The following is a 17108-nucleotide window of genomic DNA, read 5'->3' on the forward strand; positions in this document are numbered from 1 at the left end:
TAATTATTTTTATATTCAAATTCCTATCAGCTCAGAAATATCGCATCTCGAAGATGCCGTTGGTGCTCTATCGATTCAGTTAACACTTGAAGAAATTGCGTTGCTAGAAGAGCCGTATGTACCACACCGAATAGTTGGTCATAATTAATTTTATTAGTAAATATACGAACTGAGTCCAGTAATAGATATGGACTCAGTTTATTTAATTTCTTTTAGAAACGTTTGTTAAATTATTCAAAATTCCTATCTAACAATGCCCCTGTTTGTTCTGCCATAACACGAGCCGGTAAAGGCTTTCCATTCTTGAACCACCATTCCACTGCACCTACGATCGCTGAAGCAAAAAATTGAAGAATAACATCATCATTTAATCCCTGATTTTTTCTTTCGGTTGTATCCACTTCAGGCTTATACTCTTGGATTACTAACTCAAGAAACCGATGACGAAAATAAGGGGCACCTTTACTCGCTAACATCGTTGAAAAGAATAAATAATTACGCTCAAAGTATTCGAACCAGACATAATTACCTTCTTGAAAAGTCATCTCAGATGCCGATTGGCAAAGTTCCCGGAGATTGTTTATATGTTCTTCAATCATCTTATCCAATAGATCATATTTATCCGTGTAATGAAGATAGATGGTTCCTCGATTAACATCTGCTCTGTCAGCAATATCCTGAATGGTAATGTCATCAAAACTTTTTTCGGACATTAGTTCAGTTACTGCTTTTTTAATAGCTACTTGGCTTTTGGCTATTCTTCTATCTAATTTAGACATTTTAATTCACCAATCTTTCTAAAGATAATCAACAATTTTAATTGATTTGTTGAGTAATCAACGAATTGCGTTGTTTTAACCATTGAATGAATCCTGTATCTTTTTATAATTATAAACAGATGTTGATTAATCAATCAATATTCATTATTGAAGCTGGAGGTTTAAGTATGAACCGTGTTGAAAAGAGCAAGGAAAAGCACAAACAGCTATTTGGCATTGGGGTACCTGCCTCATATATTACGGATCCCGATTTTCAGGACATTCTGAGTCGCTTCATTTTTGGGGAAGTTTTCTATCAAGGTAATTTGGATGACAAGCAACGTGAACTTATCACCATTGTAGTGCTTACTACCAATCAGACTCTGCCTCAACTTAAGGCACATGTTGGTGCCGCATTGAACGTTGGACTGACACCATTAGAAATCAAAGAGGCAGTTTACCAATGTGCTCCGTATATTGGATTTCCCAGAACACTGAATGCCATCACAGAGATAAATGAGGTTTTCAAGTCCAAGAATATTACGTTACCGATTGAAAGCCAAAAGCAGGTTGAAGAAGATAATCGTTTTGAAAAGGGCCTTGCAGGACAAGTAGAGATTTTCGGTGAAGTCATTGCAAAAATGCGGGAGGGTGCCCCATCAAATCAAAAGCATATACAGGATTATCTTTCCGCTTTTTGTTTTGGAGACTTCTATACCCGTGGCGGACTGGATTTGAAAACACGGGAAATGTTGACACTCTGCATCATAAGTGCGTTGGGCGGTGCTGAAGGCCAAGTCAAGGCACATGTACAAGGAAACTTAAATGTGGGCAATGACAAGGAAACAATGATTACCGTGATCACTCATTGTCTTCCTTATATGGGCTTTCCAAGAACACTGAACGCATTAAATTGCGTAAATGAAGTTATTCCTGAAAATTAAGAAAGGGTGTTATTAACTAATGTATGTAGTCATTAATAAAGCCAGTCACTACAACCAAAAGCCGATTTTCCGTTTTGGAAAATCAGCTTTTCTTCAATTAAAGGTGAACTGCTTTTTCTAAATCTAAAATTTTAACATTTTTGACTTTGAATTAAGCCTAGAGGAAAGAAAGCCTGTTCTTTTTACATAGGCCCCTGAAACAGTTAAACTGCCGGTAACGTGAAACAAGCTTACAGCTAACTTTAAGCCAAAAACTGATAGAGACTTCTTATCTAAACAAATTTTCCTTCAGCCTCAAACGTTAAAAAAGAAGGGTGTAAACATACTACATCCTTCTTAACCTTCTTCATCACGAGTTTGTAAGTCTTACTTCCATTTACCAGTTAATACCTCTGTTCGATCCGTTGCAGGTGAAGGTGTCCTTGATAAATTGGTAATCTCTGCGTACATTTCTTCTGCCATTTTAAAATCGGCAGCAGCTAAGGAATCTTCCAACTGGTTTATATTTCGTGCACCAATAATTGGGGCAGTAACAGCGGGATTCGCTTTTACCCAAGCAACTGCTAAAGTTGCAGGTTTCACATTATGTTCTTGTGCATATTTAGTAAACTGTTCGGCCGTGATAAAATCTTCATTGGTACCGTAACGGTCACCATAGCGGGCATTCTGTACAAGGCGGCCCTGCTCAGGACGTTTATTCACTCCATATTTTCCTGAAAGGAGTCCAGCACCAAGTGGGCTGTAAGTAATGACTCCAATTTGTTCGGAAGCGGCCATTGGTAAAATTTCAACCTCTGCTTGGCGTTTAACAAGGTTATACATAGGTTGGATCAATTCAAAACGAGTAAGTTGCTCTTTTGCAGAAATTCCTAAAGCTTTTGTGAATTGCCATGCTGCCCAATTGCTTACTGCTGGGTAAAGAATCTTTCCTTGACGCTGTAAGTCATCGAGTGTCCGTAGTGTTTCCTCCATTGGAGTTTGGTCATCAAAATCATGGACGAAATAAAAATCAATATAATCCGTCTTTAAGCGACGTAGGCTATTTTCAATACCTTGTATCATATGTTTTCGGGACAAACCTCTAGCATTCACATCTGCACCCGTGTTCCAGAACACTTTTGACGTTAAAACGATTTCGTCTCTTTCATGTGCGATACACTCTCCTAGTATTTCCTCAGAACGCCCATAAACATCGGCGGTATCGAAGAAGTTGATACCAGCTTCCCGACAACGTTTATACATGGCTTTAGATGTTTCTTCGTCAGCGTCTCCGCCAAAAGACATTGCACCAAAACATAAATTTGAAACTTGAATTCCTGTTTTTCCTACTGTACGATATTCCATAATGTACCTCCATAATTTATTCGTTCTTTTGTTAAATGAAGACTAATCACGTTTTGTTACATACCTCATCCATAGCCCGCCATCGTCCAGTTTTTCTATGTCCTTTAAGAAGAAATTGACTGGTTGTGTTTTTTTAAAATAAGAACTTGTTTCAAATAGCGTCACAGAGTTAGATGCACCATCTGCAATTGGGACTAAAACCATGCTCAACTCATCAATTAATCCTTCATTCAAAAAGGAGCCATTTAAAAAGCCCCCACCTTCTAGCATTAATTCATCGATTGAAAATAGATTTTTTAGCTTTTCCACTACGACAGTAAAATTTAATCGTTCTTTTCCACCGAAAATATAAGATATACCTATTTTTTTCAGATGAGTTAAGTAAGCATCAGATACTTGCTCTGAAAGTACCTCTACTATATGGTCCTTCGTTCTATTATCGTTCCATTTTGAAATATAATTTTTTGTCCATCCTAGTTTTCCAGAAGGGTCTACTGCTATGACGTAACTTTTAGCATCCTTATTTGCTACATAATCAATTCTAGGGATAGTCGGGATGTTATCTTGTTTTAAATCTAATTTATGTCCGAAAGTAAAGTGTTCCTCCATGGTAATCCTGCCGCACATCCATGCTTTACATCCGTAACGTCCATGAATTTTTTCGTATTCGTCTGTAAAATAAGCTGCTCGTTCTACTTTCAAATAATCTCCAATGATTTTCCCATCCAATGAAGTTAGCATGTGACAAATTATATATGGTCTTTCCAATGTTATTACCCCTTTAATCCATAAAGTGACAAAGCACCTTTGATATGTACATCAATCATCTGATCCCATTCATCAACTTTCTTTTTAATAAGTGAAATCTCCAACTGAAGGTTCACAGGCTGATGGTGCATCTTCTTTAGATAATCTCTTTGGCAGATTACTAATTTTTTCGGTTCCTGCATAATCTTTGAAAGTTTATGTTAATGGAAGTAATGTTAAAAAATCCCTGCTTGTTGGATTATCATACATTTTTACCATTACTTCCTTGTTGTTAAAAGTCAATTTTATTCTGACATCATTTGTATTTCTACACACAGTACCACACTCCATTAAATGGCTTTCTCGTACTTTGCGACTTTACTATTAAGACTAATTGAGACCGCAGCAATAATAACAGCAATTGCAACTGATGCAGCCCCAATCCAACTGACCGCTAATACCGATGTGCTTTTTACGGCAATACCCCCAATTCCAGCCGCCGCAGCTATGCCTAATTGTATGAAGGAGCCATATAAGCTAAGCATGATTCCTGTAGCTTCTGGAGCAAGCCAAACCAGGTTATACTGTAAACCCGGGCCAGACGACCATGCCGAGAAGGACCATAGCATAAGCAATGGAATTGCTACAAAGGTTGATCTGGCAATAGTGGCTAACAACACTAGAGCTATAACGTGGACAACCAAACCGCCGACAAGAGTTCGGGGGTTACCAATCCGATCCGTCATGAATCCACCGAACTTGGATCCTATTAAGGTAGCAACGCCGAAGGCAAACAGGGCACCACTCACTTCACGTCCGCTCATGGATGTAACGGTTAGCAGGAAAGGAGCAATATACGAATACATCACCCCATATCCTAACTGCCAAAAAAACGTTACACCAAGACCCATTAAGATTTTCGGATTCTTTAAATAAGAGAGCTGCTTCCCCAGAGGTACGACTGCTTCGTTATTTACGGCAGGAATTGTTCGCATGATAAAGAAGATTGCTAGTAAACTAAGAACACCGATCCCCACGAAGATAAGCTTCCATTCGTATGCTGTGGCTACAACACGACCAATTGGTACACCGATGATGATGGCGGCACTAAACCCAATTATAATTGTGCCAATTGCCCCTGCTTGTTTTTCGGGCGACGCTAATTTTGCTGCGGCAGTTTTGGCAGCAATGGCAAAAACTCCACTTCCTAGAGCAAGTATGATGCGAGAGACAATAAGTAAACCGAATCCTGGAAGGGTGATAGTCATAACGCTACCGAGCACCATTAAAACAAGCGAAAGCATTAACAACTTACGCTGATTCATTTTTGTTGTCGCCATTACCACAAGTGGAGAACCGATCGCATTAGCAAGAGCAAATACGGTGATTAGTTGTCCTGCCACCGATACCGTAACATTATTCGAGGCAGCAACTTTATCCAAAATACCTGCAATAACGTACTCAGATGTACTAACCATGAAAGTAATCAAAGCCAGCATGTAAATTTTCCAAGCATTTCTCATGATTTTTACGATTCACCCCTTAACAGACTTAAATGTTGACCTCAACTCCACCATTTCCTACGTGTAATAATTCAAAATGATGTCTCTTTTAAACTATTTTTTCAATTTTAACTGTAAAATCGCTATTCATACTTGCAAGTTTTTCTACTCCAGATTCGATTTTACCTAATTTGATCAATCCTTTTGAAAACCTATGATTTCCATAAAATACAGTGATATTCCCCCATTGGGAAAAATAAGCAAAATCTCCAACTGAAGGATCCCTGCCAGATCTTGCGTCTTTAGTAGATAATCCTTTTTCTAGGACACTAATTTTTTCTAAACTTACATAATATTTAAATTATTCCGATTTTTAGATTCATCATTAGTAACTACTTGTTTAGCATTGGAATTAGAATTGTCTAGTTGGTACTGATAACTACCAGTGTGATCAGCTCACATTGCTTATCATCCAGATTACCTTGATAAAAAACTTCCCCGGAAATGAAGCGACTCAGGATGTCCTGAAAATCCGGATCAATAGAATATGTCGCAGGTACTCCATCGCCAAATAGCTGTTTGTATTTTTCCTTGCTCTTTTCAACACGGTCCATAATTAAACCTCCTGCTTGAATTTCCGAAGATGTTAAATTAAATCCCTATAAAAAATCAATATTGATTGATTAATCAACATCTGTTTATAATTATAAATAGATGTATTTTCATTTCAATCGTTAAATCAACGCAATTCGTTGATTACTCAACAAATAAATAAAAATTGTTGATTATCTTTAAGAAAGTCTGGTGATGAAACAATGCCGAAAGTAGATAGAAGAGTACTCAAAACTCAGGGAGCGATAAAACAAGCATTTCTTGAACTTATGAGTGAAAAAAATTTTGATAACATTACCATTCAGGATATTTCTGACAGGGCAAATGTGAACCGAAGTACTGTATATCTTCATTACCTGGATAAATACGATCTACTAGATAAGATGATAGAAGAACATATAAACGAGCTTAAGGAAACAAGTGAATGGGCATGTCAAGAGGAATGGATAGATGCGATCCAGATCTTTTTCGAATACTTTGAGAATAATTATTTATTCTTTTCGACGATGTTATCGAGCAAAGAAGCAGCCCCTTCTTTTCGTAGTAAGTTCCTAGAGTATGTTATCGAAGGGTACAAGGACGAGTTGCACAAAACAATCGGAAAAAATGAAGGTCTAAGCGAAGATGTTATTATTAAATTTGCTGCAAATGCTTACGTAGGGGTTTTGGAATCATGGTTAAAGGATGGAATGCCTTGTCCTCCTAAGTCAATAGCAAAAGAGTTGGGGATTTTGCTAGAGAGGATTTTATAGTATCTCTAAAAATGCCATTTAGATAAAATTAATCAAGTAAAAAGGCCAGGTAGCATACCTGGCCAATTTTTGATACATAAATTTCTCACCTAGAAAGTTGTTGTGTAGGAGTAAACTTGTAGTTCCTTAGTAAAATAGAGTCACGTTTTCCGTTAAAAATATTGACCTAAACTAAGGGACCAACTACGGGGTGCGGTACATATGGTTCCTCAAGTGATGTTTTTTCTTCTGGTGTTAACTTGATTGAAAGTGCTGGTACTGCATCCTCAAGATGTAATTTTTTTGTAGCTCCAATAATAGGTGCTGTTACCGGTTCCTTTTGCAGCAACCAAGCGAGTGCAATTTGGGCGCGGGGTACACCGCGCTTTTCGGCAATTGTAGCAACCTGCTTCGCGATTAATCTGTCCGTAACAGCAGTAGCATCATATTTAGACTTCTGCACTTGGTCGGTTTCGGAACGATGCGTTGTTTCAGCCCAATCACGCGTCAATCTTCCTGATGCTAGCGGACTATACGGAATCACACCAATTTTTTCTTCCTTACATAACGGCAGCATTTCCCGTTCCTCTTCACGATACAAAAGGTTTAAATGATTTTGCATCGATACAAACCGGGTCCACCCATTTTTTTCGGCAACATGATTTGCTTTTAGGAACTGCCATGCAAACATTGCAGACGCACCAATGTATCTTACCTTGCCAGCTTTCACAACATCATGTAATGCTTCCATTGTCTCTTCGATAGGAGTATTATTATCCCAACGGTGAATTTGGTATAGATCAACATAATCTGTTCCGAGGCGCTTAAGACTCTTGTCAATTTCACTCATAATATGCTTTCGTGAAAGACCTTTACCATTTGGACCTTCATGCATAGGGAAATAAACCTTCGTTGCGATGACAATTTCATCCCGATTGGCAAAATCCTTTAGAGCCCGCCCAACAATTTCTTCGCTTGTTCCGTCTGAATACACATTTGCTGTGTCAAAAAAATTGATGCCTAACTTAAGGGCTTTCATAATAATTGGACGACTGCGCTCTTCATCAATAACCCATGGATGGACCCATCGGTCTGCGACACCAAAACCCATACAGCCAAGGCAAAGCCGAGATACATCCAATCCTGTATTTCCAAGTTTTACATATTCCATTTGATTGTCCTCGCTTTCTTAAATTACATAATTAACTATTTCCTATTATAAACAGAACAAAAACACTCTCAATTGTTAAAATAACGCAATTTGTGTATTACTGAACAGAAAGATTAAAATTGTTCATTATCTTTAAAAGTTGTAAGGGTCAACCAATTTAAGTGAAACATCAGCCACCGCATCTTCAATATGAGATATTTCAGTCGTACCGACAACTGGAGCTGCTACTGGTTCCTTCTGGAGCAATCATTCAAGTGCGATTTAAAGGGTGAAGTCAATTTTACAAAAGGAAAAAATCACGGAATAAATGAAGAGGTTATTCTTCGATTTATTGCGGGGGCTTATGTAGAGATTGTGGAATGGTGGTTCACAAATGAAATGTCCTAATCCGCCTCAAGTCATGGCGAAACAAGTGGGTATTTTGATTGAGAGGATTGTATAAAAGAAGCTAGGTAGTATATCTAGCTTCTTTTATTATCAATTATTAAAAGCATTAAGAAGCACTTAAAACGTTTCCTTTCCTCTTTTTTCTTTCTTTATTCAAACTAACACCTACCAATCCTGTCAAAGAAAATAGAGCAGGGAGTACCCCGACTGCCCTTTTTATATAAGGAAATCAGGGTTTTTGCTTTTAAAAAGCTATTGTTCAACCCCTCTTTGCTAAAATTACTTTTATTTCAACCCCATATATGTCGCTCCTCTCTTTGTAACTTTAAAAAAAACAATATATTAATGGTATAAAAAATATTTAAAAAAATAATATAAATAGAGAATTACAGCTAAATTGGCCAATCCTGGTTCGACTAGTTTACTGATCTTACGGAACATTTGGAACGCGTCAACATTAAAAACTGTCAATTTAACTACATTTTAAAAAAAATGCTAAACGTAGAAATAAATTTTGGTGGATTTTATTAGGCAATACGTTTAGTTTTTATAAATTTAGTGAATAATGAGGATAAAATTTACGAAAATATCTTAAAAACCACATCCTATTGTGGTTTTTAGTCTACTCTCAGGAAAAAAGTTTTTTATATAGGCTGTTTTCGTAAACATTGTTGTTAATTACTCACAATAGAGTCATGTTAAAAATTACACTTTAGTATTGATTCAAAACTATTTATCAGCGATTTTAAGAGTTTTATCAGCAAATCAAAAAAGCAACAATCTTTGAGAAGTGAGAATTTATATAAGAATGACTGATAAGAAAGTATAGGAGGTTTTATGCATGTCTTTAAATCAAGTTCTACAAAAACACATAATTTTTCACCAATATAAAAATTGGTATGTGTTGGATGATGAATTTTATTGGGACATTAAAACATTATCCAATACTGTTTTTAAATACTTAGACTCAAATTTTACTATTCCGGTTATTTTTTGTTCTATTAGTCAAGCGAATAAAATCATTCATGACTTAGGTGATGAAGAAGATGAATATTTACGATTCGCATCAGGTATTTATTGGAGAGAATTAGAGATTATCTTTATTTTTCGCTTTAATGAATATATCCCATTAATTGAGACTCTTTTTCATGAATTTCGTCATGTAATGCAAGACTCCAATCCTGATTTTAGACATCATTTCGAATCTGATAAAAAATTACCATATCTAGAACGAATTACTGAAATTGATGCCTTTCAATTTGCAAAAGAAAAAACAAAAGAATATCTAACATCCGGATCATATAAATACGTTGACTTATGATCATTTCAAAAAACGAACAATCCTCTCATGGAAGATTAATCCTTTTCTTGTTGTTACCCTGGCTAATTCATATTTTTTATAGGTGTCCCGACGAAAATCAATTTTGAATTCAGCTATAATCATTTTATACTCCCTATTAGGGAGGTTTTTTATTTTACGTTGTGAAAGTGCCCCTGTTAGTACAATATTTTATACAAATGACATATTCGTAATAATGATGTAATATAATTTATCAATCACATTGAAAGGGGGAGGAACCAATGGATAATCGGATTTTCTTATTCCTTGCTACGATTTTATCTGGTTTTGCACTTATTAAAGTTCCTTTAGCTGATTCTTTTCTTGAAAGCGTTTCACCGGTTACTAATATTCTTGGCATACTAACTGTCCTAGTCTTTTCACTCGTTTTAATTTATAAGGGAGTAAAAAGTTTGTTCAGTAAATGAAAAGGATAAATAAGGAAAGCACTCTATATGGGTGCTTTTTTTATTTTCAAAAAAATTGGTTTTGTGAAAGCTGATATTCCTGAAACCGTCTTGTTATTATGGTCAATACAGTACCGGCAAACACTAAACCCGTTAATTCCTAAGAATTCCTTGTTAGAATTAAATTAGAAAATATTTTTGTTACTTCATTGTGATACACAAGCTGAAAAGAATGTACATTTTCATATTTTTATATGTAAACTCTCTATCTAGCGTTTTAAATGTAAACAATGTTAGACCATTATTACTTATTGACGTTAGCACAAAAAGAAAAAGGGATAGCCGAAGCAACCCTTTTTTCAACTTTACAAAAAAGTGTCTTTTTTAATACCAACACTTTTATTCTTTTTATTTAACGCTTACCATTGTGCTGGTACTATTTCCAAGAATTGTTGTTGGATTCACACCGTTCCATTTCTGTACTTTATTGTATTCTACCAACTCAGGTGTTAGAGATTTTGATAATGCCTCATTCGCTGCAGCTTCGCCCTCCGCTTTAATCTTGGCTGCTTGTGCATCTGCTTGAGCATTTAGGATTTTGGTCTGATTATCAATCTTCGCTTTTTCTTGATCCGCTTGTGCCTTTTTGACGTTTAATTCGGAAGTGGCAAGTGATTGCTGGGACTGCTCCATTCCTTTTGGAGAACCTACATGGGTGAACCCAAAGGTACCGATTTCAATCCCTATTTTACCTAGTTCCGTTCCTAAGTCTTTGTTGATAAGTGCTGTCACATCTGCTTGTCCTGCACCCTTTATATCATTCCAAGTATATTTGTGGGTAATTTTGTTGACCACATTTTTCATAGTGGGTTTCACGATCGAATCTGAGATATATTGAATGTCTTTTCCTCCAACTGCCTGGTAAAGCGCGGTGGCATTTTTGGTGTTAATTTTCCATGTAAGAGAAGTATTGACAGGCAGTTCCTGTTGGTCACTTGTACCCACGGACCATTGCTGATTATCGTTTCCACCTTCCTTTGGATTATCCGAAAGGACTAGCGACTGCATATAAGTAGGATACTCTTGGACGGCAACCCCCCAGCCAACCCAATGGATTCCTTGGTTTAGTTCTGTGACTTCTCCATCCATGTGCTTAACAATCCCTACATTTCCGACGCTAATCCATGAGATTCCTGTAAAACTTGCAACTAATACTAAAAGCAGCACTACCGCAAAGATAAATGCCCCAAGCTTAAATTTTGTTATTTTCATGTTCCTCATTCCCCTTATCATTTTCCTTTTTGATTTTTTCACTTGTTTTTTCTACTTTGTTTCCAATTTTATAAAATAGTTTCCAAGAAAGACAGAATACAATTACCGCGAGAATAACCGCCATTACCACAAGCTGAAAAACAATTTCAACCAATTTCATCCCCCATTTCTCTCTAAATAGGCATAATAAAAAGACCTACTTTTTTAGCTCAGGCTGCTAATTTGCTGATAAACAAAAAAGCACCCTGAATTAGGTGGTCATAGCCCCCCCCCGCTTTAGCCGACGAAGTTAGCTGACGGGTAGGATGGCGAAAGAGCAGCTCTCATCCCTTCTGATTATCCAGAATTAACCCCAAAAAATTGGTTCCTCCGCTCCTGAGTTTCCTCAGGATTAAGCCGATCTATTAAATTACTAATTTATGAAGTAATTGTAATCCTGTGTATCTAACTTGTAAAAGGCTAAACTTGGTTAAATCTACTCTTAATCTAAGATATTTCCAAATAAATCCTTGATTTTATCTTATTTTCTAACCCATACTCATTTTTTTATTCTTTATTGAACATTAAAAAAGGTACTATTACCTCTTGCACCATTAAGGACCAGTTTTAAATAGTAGTTCAATATCTACTCTAAAATTTATCCAATTAGTGCCTTTTTTGAGCCTCTTTTTGTGTTTTTTATAAACAAAGGTCAAGCTTACGCATACCATAATGTTGAACAACCATTGACAGGGGGTGAATTTCTATGAGTCATCATTGTCATTGCAATTGTCATGGTCACTGTAATTGTCATGGTCACTGTAGCATTTTTGGAATTTTCCTTGGATTTTTAACAGGTGTAATATGGTTGCTACTATCATTATTCGGAATAATTTCCAAATTCTTTGGATTAATCGGCCTGGGGGACCTTGGTAATATATTAAACATTTTTATTGCGTTAATTGGCTTTCTCGCTTTCTTTTTCTTTGGATTATGTATATTCAAAAAAGTGTGGCGCTATTGTAAGTAGGTAAATGTTAATGGATAATTTAGTATTGACAGCAACTATTTTGTTGAGGAATCAAATAGTTACTATACTTGCCGACAGTCTCTTTATTAGAGGCTGTTTTTTAGGCTTATTAACTTGATTAGTTGAAGTATTTGATATTTCGCTTCTTAAAATAACCTTTTCAATGACCAATAGTACACAAAACAACACATATTCCTAGGAAAAAATACGAAAGAAAAATCCATAACTATTGGTATTAATTAATAAAGCTAGGCCTCCATCCAATCCTATTTAGGTGAACGCTCATAGTCTACTGTGACTATAAGTGAAAGGATGATATTTATGTATCACTACATAATTATTTATCACTACAATCCGTGGAATAGACCGATAGCAGTCCCAATAATTCCTCCACCACCAATACCTCCTGTTATCAACCGGAATTTGTTGGATGGATTATGGTACACAGCGCGCTAAGTAGTATTGCAGTCGAGGACATACGCAAAATTAAAATTCTTTTCGTATGGTAAGGTGTAAATGCGTCTGTGCAATCTCTTTTTTTCTATAGGCTTTAATAAACAATTTGATATTTTCTTCAAAAAACTCGCCGTAACCCACTTTTCAGCTTAATGCAACGTGCTTCGACTTGTTTAGTACCTAAAATAATAATGGAACCAATTTTCATTTATTCAAATGTTCGCCAGATATTGGCAATACTTTTATATTTTACGTTCCGAATTAGGTTGTTATAATGGTGGTTATGAAATAGTTAGGAGGATGCCGCAATGACCACATTTGAAAAGTTAAAGCCTATTATTGCAGACCAACTGGGTGTCAAAATGGAGAATATCAAACCGGAAGCATCATTCAAAGATGACTTCGAAGCTGATTCGCTTGATATGGTGAACCTGACGATGGAAATTGAAGATGAATTCGCGATCGAAATTAGTGACAAAGTTGCAGCGACGCTTCAAACTGTCGGTGATGTCGTAAACTATATTGAAAACCGTTAACAAATAGGGAAGGCGGATAGCCCAATGTAGGCGGACACTTGAACACGGGTGAACGTATCACAGAAGGAATCCGCTAATCCGTATAACAGAAATGCTCTTTTGACCGCAGCAATCCCGTCCTCAATTAAAGCCCCCAGTTAAACAAGGAAGTAACATTAGTTGAAAAGTTTTATCGGCATAAATACTCACTAACTGATTTGTTTTTTTTGTTTATATTACCAAAAAAAATAGATTTATTAATTCAACTGCTAAAATCCCAATTCCCATCGCTTTAAACATATAAATATTATCTGAATTGATGGATAAGTTACCTTTCCTCAAATAGGCGAACAAACCACCGATTAAAGAAGCAACTAAAAGCCATAACAAGTTTTTTATTCTTTTCAAAAAATACGTTTTCATTTACTTTCTCCTCGCTTCTGCTAAAGCCCCCACCTTTAAATTTGGAATAAAAAATACAAATTACATAATTTTACATAAAGAGTGGACAAGGGGAGATGTAATTTGCTGAAATTATTATTAATTGCATTCTTAATACTTTTAATAATTACCTTACTCTTCATAATATGGTTAAAAAATAAGCGACAGGTTATTCAAACTTTCTCAATCCCAAATTTTATGGGACATAGTTCTTATGAATTTGATGAAGAACAAAATGAAAAAAAGAAATCTTTAATAGAAACAATTAATGATTTCTTCAATGATAATGACGATGAGGTTATTGATGACGGGAATGGAGACATAGGTGATGGTGGTGATGACGATGGAGAATAGGAAACAATCAAGACAAATTATTAAAATACTAATTATAGAAAATCCTGTACTATATGATAAATAGTTTATTATCGTTACAGGATTTTTTTATAGAACTAACGCTACCTGATCGTTCAAGAAGAACTAGCTTAATTAATCAAAAGCCAGTTATGACTGGGAGCTTTTGTCCTGCCCGATTAAATCCGCATTCGGACTATCATAAGCAATTTTCTACTTGTCCTATCCGAATAAGCCTTAGATTCGCTTTGTAAATATCTGCATTATGTTCAAATACTCGGTTACATTGATACCTTAAATCACGCCAAATTCACATCCTGTCCAATAATTTTTTTTAGCCTTTAGAATTACACTGTGAATTCCTATGCGAAAATGGCACAAAAGCGTATAGAAACCTTACGATAACAACAAAAGATCACACGATATTTCCTATGTGAAAATGCCGTGTGATTCTCCTTGTGATTTTAATGTTTGCACATCTGATGTGAAACCGTTACAAATTGTGTTTTTTTTTACCAACTATATGCACTAGGACATTCTTTCGGCTCATAATAACAATGCTGTTTATATTGCCCTGCAATTGGTTGATCGTACCATGTTGGTGGACATGGAGCATGGGGATTAAAATACCATAAAGAATGTTTAGCCGGGAAATTCCTCCAGTAATCCAAATTTTGTTTTGCTAATCTTTTCTCTGCACTTCTCGGAGCTTGGTAAAACACATTACCCTTTTGAACAGCTTCAAAAGAATAATTTCCTCCTTGTACTTGAAAAATTACTTGTGGAATTGTCCTTAGTCCTTTAAAGTCTAAACAATCTGCTTTTAGACGATTAACTATTACATTCCCTACAAGCAACATTCCCATTTTTCCTTCACCTTCAGCTTCTGCTCTCAACATCCTTGCCATCAGACCAACATCCGATGATCTATATTTTGCTCTCGGCACACTTTTCACCTCCGATTTAAATGTATGATAAAAAGCATCCATTATGTTAACGGGTTCTGTTTTGAAGTGAAAAATGTTAATCAACAGGAAAAATCACAATATTGCTACAAAAGGTGTTGTTCACTAACTGCTCACTTGCCTTCTTTAATCCCCCTAATCGTCAATAGTGAAGCCCAAGCGGCACTTTTGAATCTGCGAAGCTTTGCTCAATTTTTTCCTTTCTGAATTTATAATGCATTCTTCCTGATTTAGAAAGCCTTTTTAATCTTCCTTTTTCCTTATGCTCTACCCGGGACATGACGTGTCACTACTTTTACTTTATTTTTGGACCGTATTTGATATATATTTTAACAAATTAACGCGGTGAATTACTGAATAAAATAAGCGAAATAAAAGGCTGTCGAGTGTTTCTCGACAGCCTGAGGACATCCTATTTTCCTTTTTATGAAGCTGGTTCAACTTTTGTTGCTTTATAGCTTGAGCCATCCCATTGGAGATACACACGATATTTTTGCGAGCCTTTTGCTTTTGCTGATACAGTCCCGACTGAGCCGCCTGGGTTGCTTTTGTCACTCCCTAAAAACCATACAGTCATATTGCTTTGATCTATTCCAGCAGCAGAAGAGATTGTCTGTAGCATCTCCTGCCAATCTTGAGAACTTGAATCATAGCTTGTAACATGCTGCTGACCGGTTTGTGCCGGTGTTTCCGGTGCTGGTGATGTTGTGGAACTTGACTGCAGGCTACCCGAAGAAGATGAGGATGAATTGCCTGCTGATACTGTACCACTATTCGTTTGATCATTTTGAGTTTGATCTTGGGACGATAAGTTGTCATTTGTTTGATTACTTGTTGAACTCTTTTTCGCAGCTGTATTATCCTTCTTTATGTTGTGGACCGATTGTTTTTCGGCTGAGGCTTGAACACTTTTTTGGGATGCTGCATTATTATCTCCCGACGAAAAAATCGAATACGAAACAAATGCAATAAGTATAAGTACGATTACAATTGATCCGTTTAAAATGAAATTGGTTTTTTTTCTTTTTACTCTGGACGTTGCACGTGAATTGCCTTGAAAATTATTCAAAATAACCACTCTCCCAAAACTGAGGCTGTCAACATTCTACCATGTGTGTTGAAAAACTTGAAGTATTTTATCACAATATTCCACATTTTGGTACCTTATCTCTATTTACGATACCTTTCATAAAGCATTTTAACCATTTCGGAAAACAACTGATAAGCCCCTTTTTCATTGCCAGTTACACCCTTATTAACCGTAACTAGTGCATATTTGAGTTGATGGTAAGAAAAGTAGCCGGCAAACCATTTATTATGCAGCTGCTGCCGCTGCCCATTTATTCCAATTTCCTTTTTAAACTAAAGAAGCAGTTATATACAGTATCATCCTAAAAAGATTGATAGAATGCACCTTTTATCTTTGTTTACATGTAAGCATAGATAAGTGGTTAAGGACTTGACTTGGAGCCTCTGTGGGTACGATTTGTCTTGAAGGATGAAGCCAAGGTTTCATCAGGCAAACAAGCCTATTAAGGTATGAAATAATTATTGGAATAGCGTGTGATTTTAGATGCAAAAAAAATCAAGCAATAAATGGTATAATAGATATTCATAAAGGCAGAGGAGGAATTTATATGAATCTAATAGAAACCATCCTTATTTCAGTTATTGGAATTATGGCAGCGATAGGAATTAGAGTGAATTTGGAATAAACAGCAAAAGACCGCTGAATTGCTGTCTTTTGAATGGAGAGACAAAGTACGTTTTTGTATATCAATCACTATGTCAAACTAAGTGTCATTTTGGCTTTAAATTTGAGAAAAGCACCTCAAAACGGAACCCTCTACTCAATGAGAAGGGGGTTTTTGCTTCAATTCCAGTTATGTCCATTTGAATAAGGAAACGAAGGGGCACTATTCGAGAAACACGCCCGATAGTTTAAGTGTAATTCTTCACTAAGTATGTTTAAAATGTTCTTTCTTTTTAGGTCTGATTTGCTTTATGTTCTAATTTAGAAATAGCTTTCAAAACCACATCTCTATTTTTAGAAGATTTCATCCAAAAAGGCAATCTGCTTTCCACACTTAGATAATAAGTTCTATTTTCTCTTAGTTCAGCTTCAACGTAATTTTTTTTATATACTCTAAATGTTCG

Annotated in this window: 18 protein-coding genes, 3 pseudogenes and 1 riboswitch; of the genes and pseudogenes, 7 read left to right on the plus strand and 14 right to left on the minus strand. The window is 36.0% G+C overall.

Going from position 1 to position 17108, the window contains the following annotated elements; all coding sequences use genetic code 11:
- Nucleotides 1-28: 28 nt before the first annotated feature.
- Nucleotides 29-148: pseudogene (locus AC3ANV_RS13320) on the plus strand (aldo/keto reductase); the annotation flags it as partial.
- 82 nt (nt 149-230) lie between these two features.
- On the opposite strand, the gene AC3ANV_RS13325 reads toward AC3ANV_RS13320, so the two are convergent.
- The gene (locus AC3ANV_RS13325) at nt 231-779 is read right to left on the minus strand and encodes a TetR/AcrR family transcriptional regulator (protein ID WP_488314043.1); all 549 of its coding nucleotides are present in this window, start codon (nt 777-779) and stop codon (nt 231-233) included.
- A gap of 167 nt (nt 780-946) precedes the next feature.
- Here AC3ANV_RS13325 and AC3ANV_RS13330 point away from each other — a divergent pair, with 167 nt between their 5' ends.
- Entirely contained in the window at nt 947-1702 is a 756-nt protein-coding gene (locus tag AC3ANV_RS13330) for a carboxymuconolactone decarboxylase family protein (RefSeq protein WP_488314044.1), read from the plus strand.
- Nucleotides 1703-2068: 366 nt separating this feature from the next.
- Here the strand turns inward: AC3ANV_RS13330 and AC3ANV_RS13335 are convergent, their stop codons facing one another.
- The 6 genes and pseudogenes from AC3ANV_RS13335 to AC3ANV_RS13360 all read right to left on the minus strand — a co-directional run bounded on the left by AC3ANV_RS13335 (nt 2069) and on the right by AC3ANV_RS13360 (nt 5909).
- Nucleotides 2069-3046 (minus strand): aldo/keto reductase, encoded by a 978-nt coding sequence (locus tag AC3ANV_RS13335; protein WP_488314045.1) that lies wholly within the window; start codon nt 3044-3046, stop codon nt 2069-2071.
- Nucleotides 3047-3088: 42 nt separating this feature from the next.
- Nucleotides 3089-3814 carry a dihydrofolate reductase family protein gene (locus AC3ANV_RS13340; protein WP_488314046.1) on the minus strand — a complete coding sequence of 242 codons (726 nt, stop codon included), beginning with the start codon at nt 3812-3814 and terminating at the stop codon, nt 3089-3091.
- Between the two features lie 84 nt (nt 3815-3898).
- A pseudogene (locus AC3ANV_RS13345) lies at nt 3899-4144 on the minus strand (cyclophilin-like fold protein).
- A complete protein-coding gene (locus AC3ANV_RS13350) occupies nt 4144-5316 on the minus strand; it encodes an MFS transporter (protein ID WP_488314047.1) in 1173 nt (390 codons plus the stop codon). Before AC3ANV_RS13350 ends, AC3ANV_RS13345 begins: the two are co-directional and overlap by 1 nt.
- A gap of 88 nt (nt 5317-5404) precedes the next feature.
- Entirely contained in the window at nt 5405-5629 is a 225-nt protein-coding gene (locus AC3ANV_RS13355) for a cyclophilin-like fold protein (RefSeq protein ID WP_488314209.1), read from the minus strand.
- 88 nt (nt 5630-5717) lie between these two features.
- Nucleotides 5718-5909: a hypothetical protein gene (locus tag AC3ANV_RS13360; protein ID WP_488314048.1), complete on the minus strand. Its 192-nt coding sequence runs from the start codon at nt 5907-5909 to the stop codon at nt 5718-5720.
- A 201-nt stretch (nt 5910-6110) separates the two neighbouring features.
- On the opposite strand from AC3ANV_RS13360, the gene AC3ANV_RS13365 reads away from it, so the two are divergent.
- The gene (locus AC3ANV_RS13365) at nt 6111-6659 is read left to right on the plus strand and encodes a TetR/AcrR family transcriptional regulator (protein ID WP_488314049.1); all 549 of its coding nucleotides are present in this window, start codon (nt 6111-6113) and stop codon (nt 6657-6659) included.
- Nucleotides 6660-6825: 166 nt separating this feature from the next.
- On the opposite strand, the gene AC3ANV_RS13370 is transcribed toward AC3ANV_RS13365, so the two are convergent.
- Nucleotides 6826-7809 carry an aldo/keto reductase gene (locus AC3ANV_RS13370; RefSeq protein ID WP_488314050.1) on the minus strand — a complete coding sequence of 328 codons (984 nt, stop codon included), beginning with the start codon at nt 7807-7809 and terminating at the stop codon, nt 6826-6828.
- Between the two features lie 1228 nt (nt 7810-9037).
- Here AC3ANV_RS13370 and AC3ANV_RS13375 point away from each other — a divergent pair.
- A complete protein-coding gene (locus tag AC3ANV_RS13375) occupies nt 9038-9517 on the plus strand; it encodes a DUF3920 family protein (protein ID WP_488314051.1) in 480 nt (159 codons plus the stop codon).
- A gap of 260 nt (nt 9518-9777) precedes the next feature.
- The gene (locus AC3ANV_RS13380) at nt 9778-9963 is read left to right on the plus strand and encodes a hypothetical protein (protein WP_488314052.1); all 186 of its coding nucleotides are present in this window, start codon (nt 9778-9780) and stop codon (nt 9961-9963) included.
- Between the two features lie 387 nt (nt 9964-10350).
- Here AC3ANV_RS13380 and AC3ANV_RS13385 read toward each other — a convergent pair whose 3' ends face one another.
- On the minus strand, nt 10351-11214 hold the full coding sequence (locus tag AC3ANV_RS13385) for an SPFH domain-containing protein (RefSeq protein ID WP_488314053.1): 864 nt from the start codon (nt 11212-11214) through the stop codon (nt 10351-10353).
- Nucleotides 11195-11374 carry a hypothetical protein gene (locus AC3ANV_RS13390; protein ID WP_488314054.1) on the minus strand — a complete coding sequence of 60 codons (180 nt, stop codon included), beginning with the start codon at nt 11372-11374 and terminating at the stop codon, nt 11195-11197. Before AC3ANV_RS13390 ends, AC3ANV_RS13385 begins: the two co-directional genes overlap by 20 nt.
- A gap of 103 nt (nt 11375-11477) precedes the next feature.
- Nucleotides 11478-11622, minus strand: a riboswitch (cyclic di-AMP (ydaO/yuaA leader).
- A gap of 1365 nt (nt 11623-12987) precedes the next feature.
- On the opposite strand from AC3ANV_RS13390, the gene acpP reads away from it, so the two are divergent.
- Nucleotides 12988-13215 carry an acyl carrier protein gene (gene acpP, locus AC3ANV_RS13395; RefSeq protein WP_488314055.1) on the plus strand — a complete coding sequence of 76 codons (228 nt, stop codon included), beginning with the start codon at nt 12988-12990 and terminating at the stop codon, nt 13213-13215.
- Nucleotides 13216-13425: 210 nt separating this feature from the next.
- Here acpP and AC3ANV_RS13400 read toward each other — a convergent pair whose 3' ends face one another.
- A complete protein-coding gene (locus AC3ANV_RS13400; protein ID WP_488314056.1) occupies nt 13426-13617 on the minus strand; it encodes a hypothetical protein in 192 nt (63 codons plus the stop codon).
- 102 nt (nt 13618-13719) lie between these two features.
- Between AC3ANV_RS13400 and AC3ANV_RS13405 the strand changes: the two genes are divergently transcribed.
- Complete coding sequence (locus tag AC3ANV_RS13405; protein ID WP_488314057.1) at nt 13720-13989, plus strand: hypothetical protein; 270 nt, start codon at nt 13720-13722, stop codon at nt 13987-13989.
- 509 nt (nt 13990-14498) lie between these two features.
- Here the strand turns inward: AC3ANV_RS13405 and AC3ANV_RS13410 are convergent.
- The 3 genes and pseudogenes from AC3ANV_RS13410 to AC3ANV_RS13420 form a co-directional block, all read right to left on the minus strand.
- The gene (locus tag AC3ANV_RS13410) at nt 14499-14933 is read right to left on the minus strand and encodes a cell wall hydrolase (protein WP_488314058.1); all 435 of its coding nucleotides are present in this window, start codon (nt 14931-14933) and stop codon (nt 14499-14501) included.
- A gap of 76 nt (nt 14934-15009) precedes the next feature.
- A pseudogene (locus AC3ANV_RS13415) lies at nt 15010-15265 on the minus strand (transposase); the annotation flags it as partial.
- A gap of 110 nt (nt 15266-15375) precedes the next feature.
- On the minus strand, nt 15376-16020 hold the full coding sequence (locus AC3ANV_RS13420) for a YrrS family protein (protein WP_488314059.1): 645 nt from the start codon (nt 16018-16020) through the stop codon (nt 15376-15378).
- Between the last annotated feature and the right edge of the window lie 1088 nt (nt 16021-17108).

The organism is Neobacillus sp. DFD-2R (assembly GCF_057747865.1).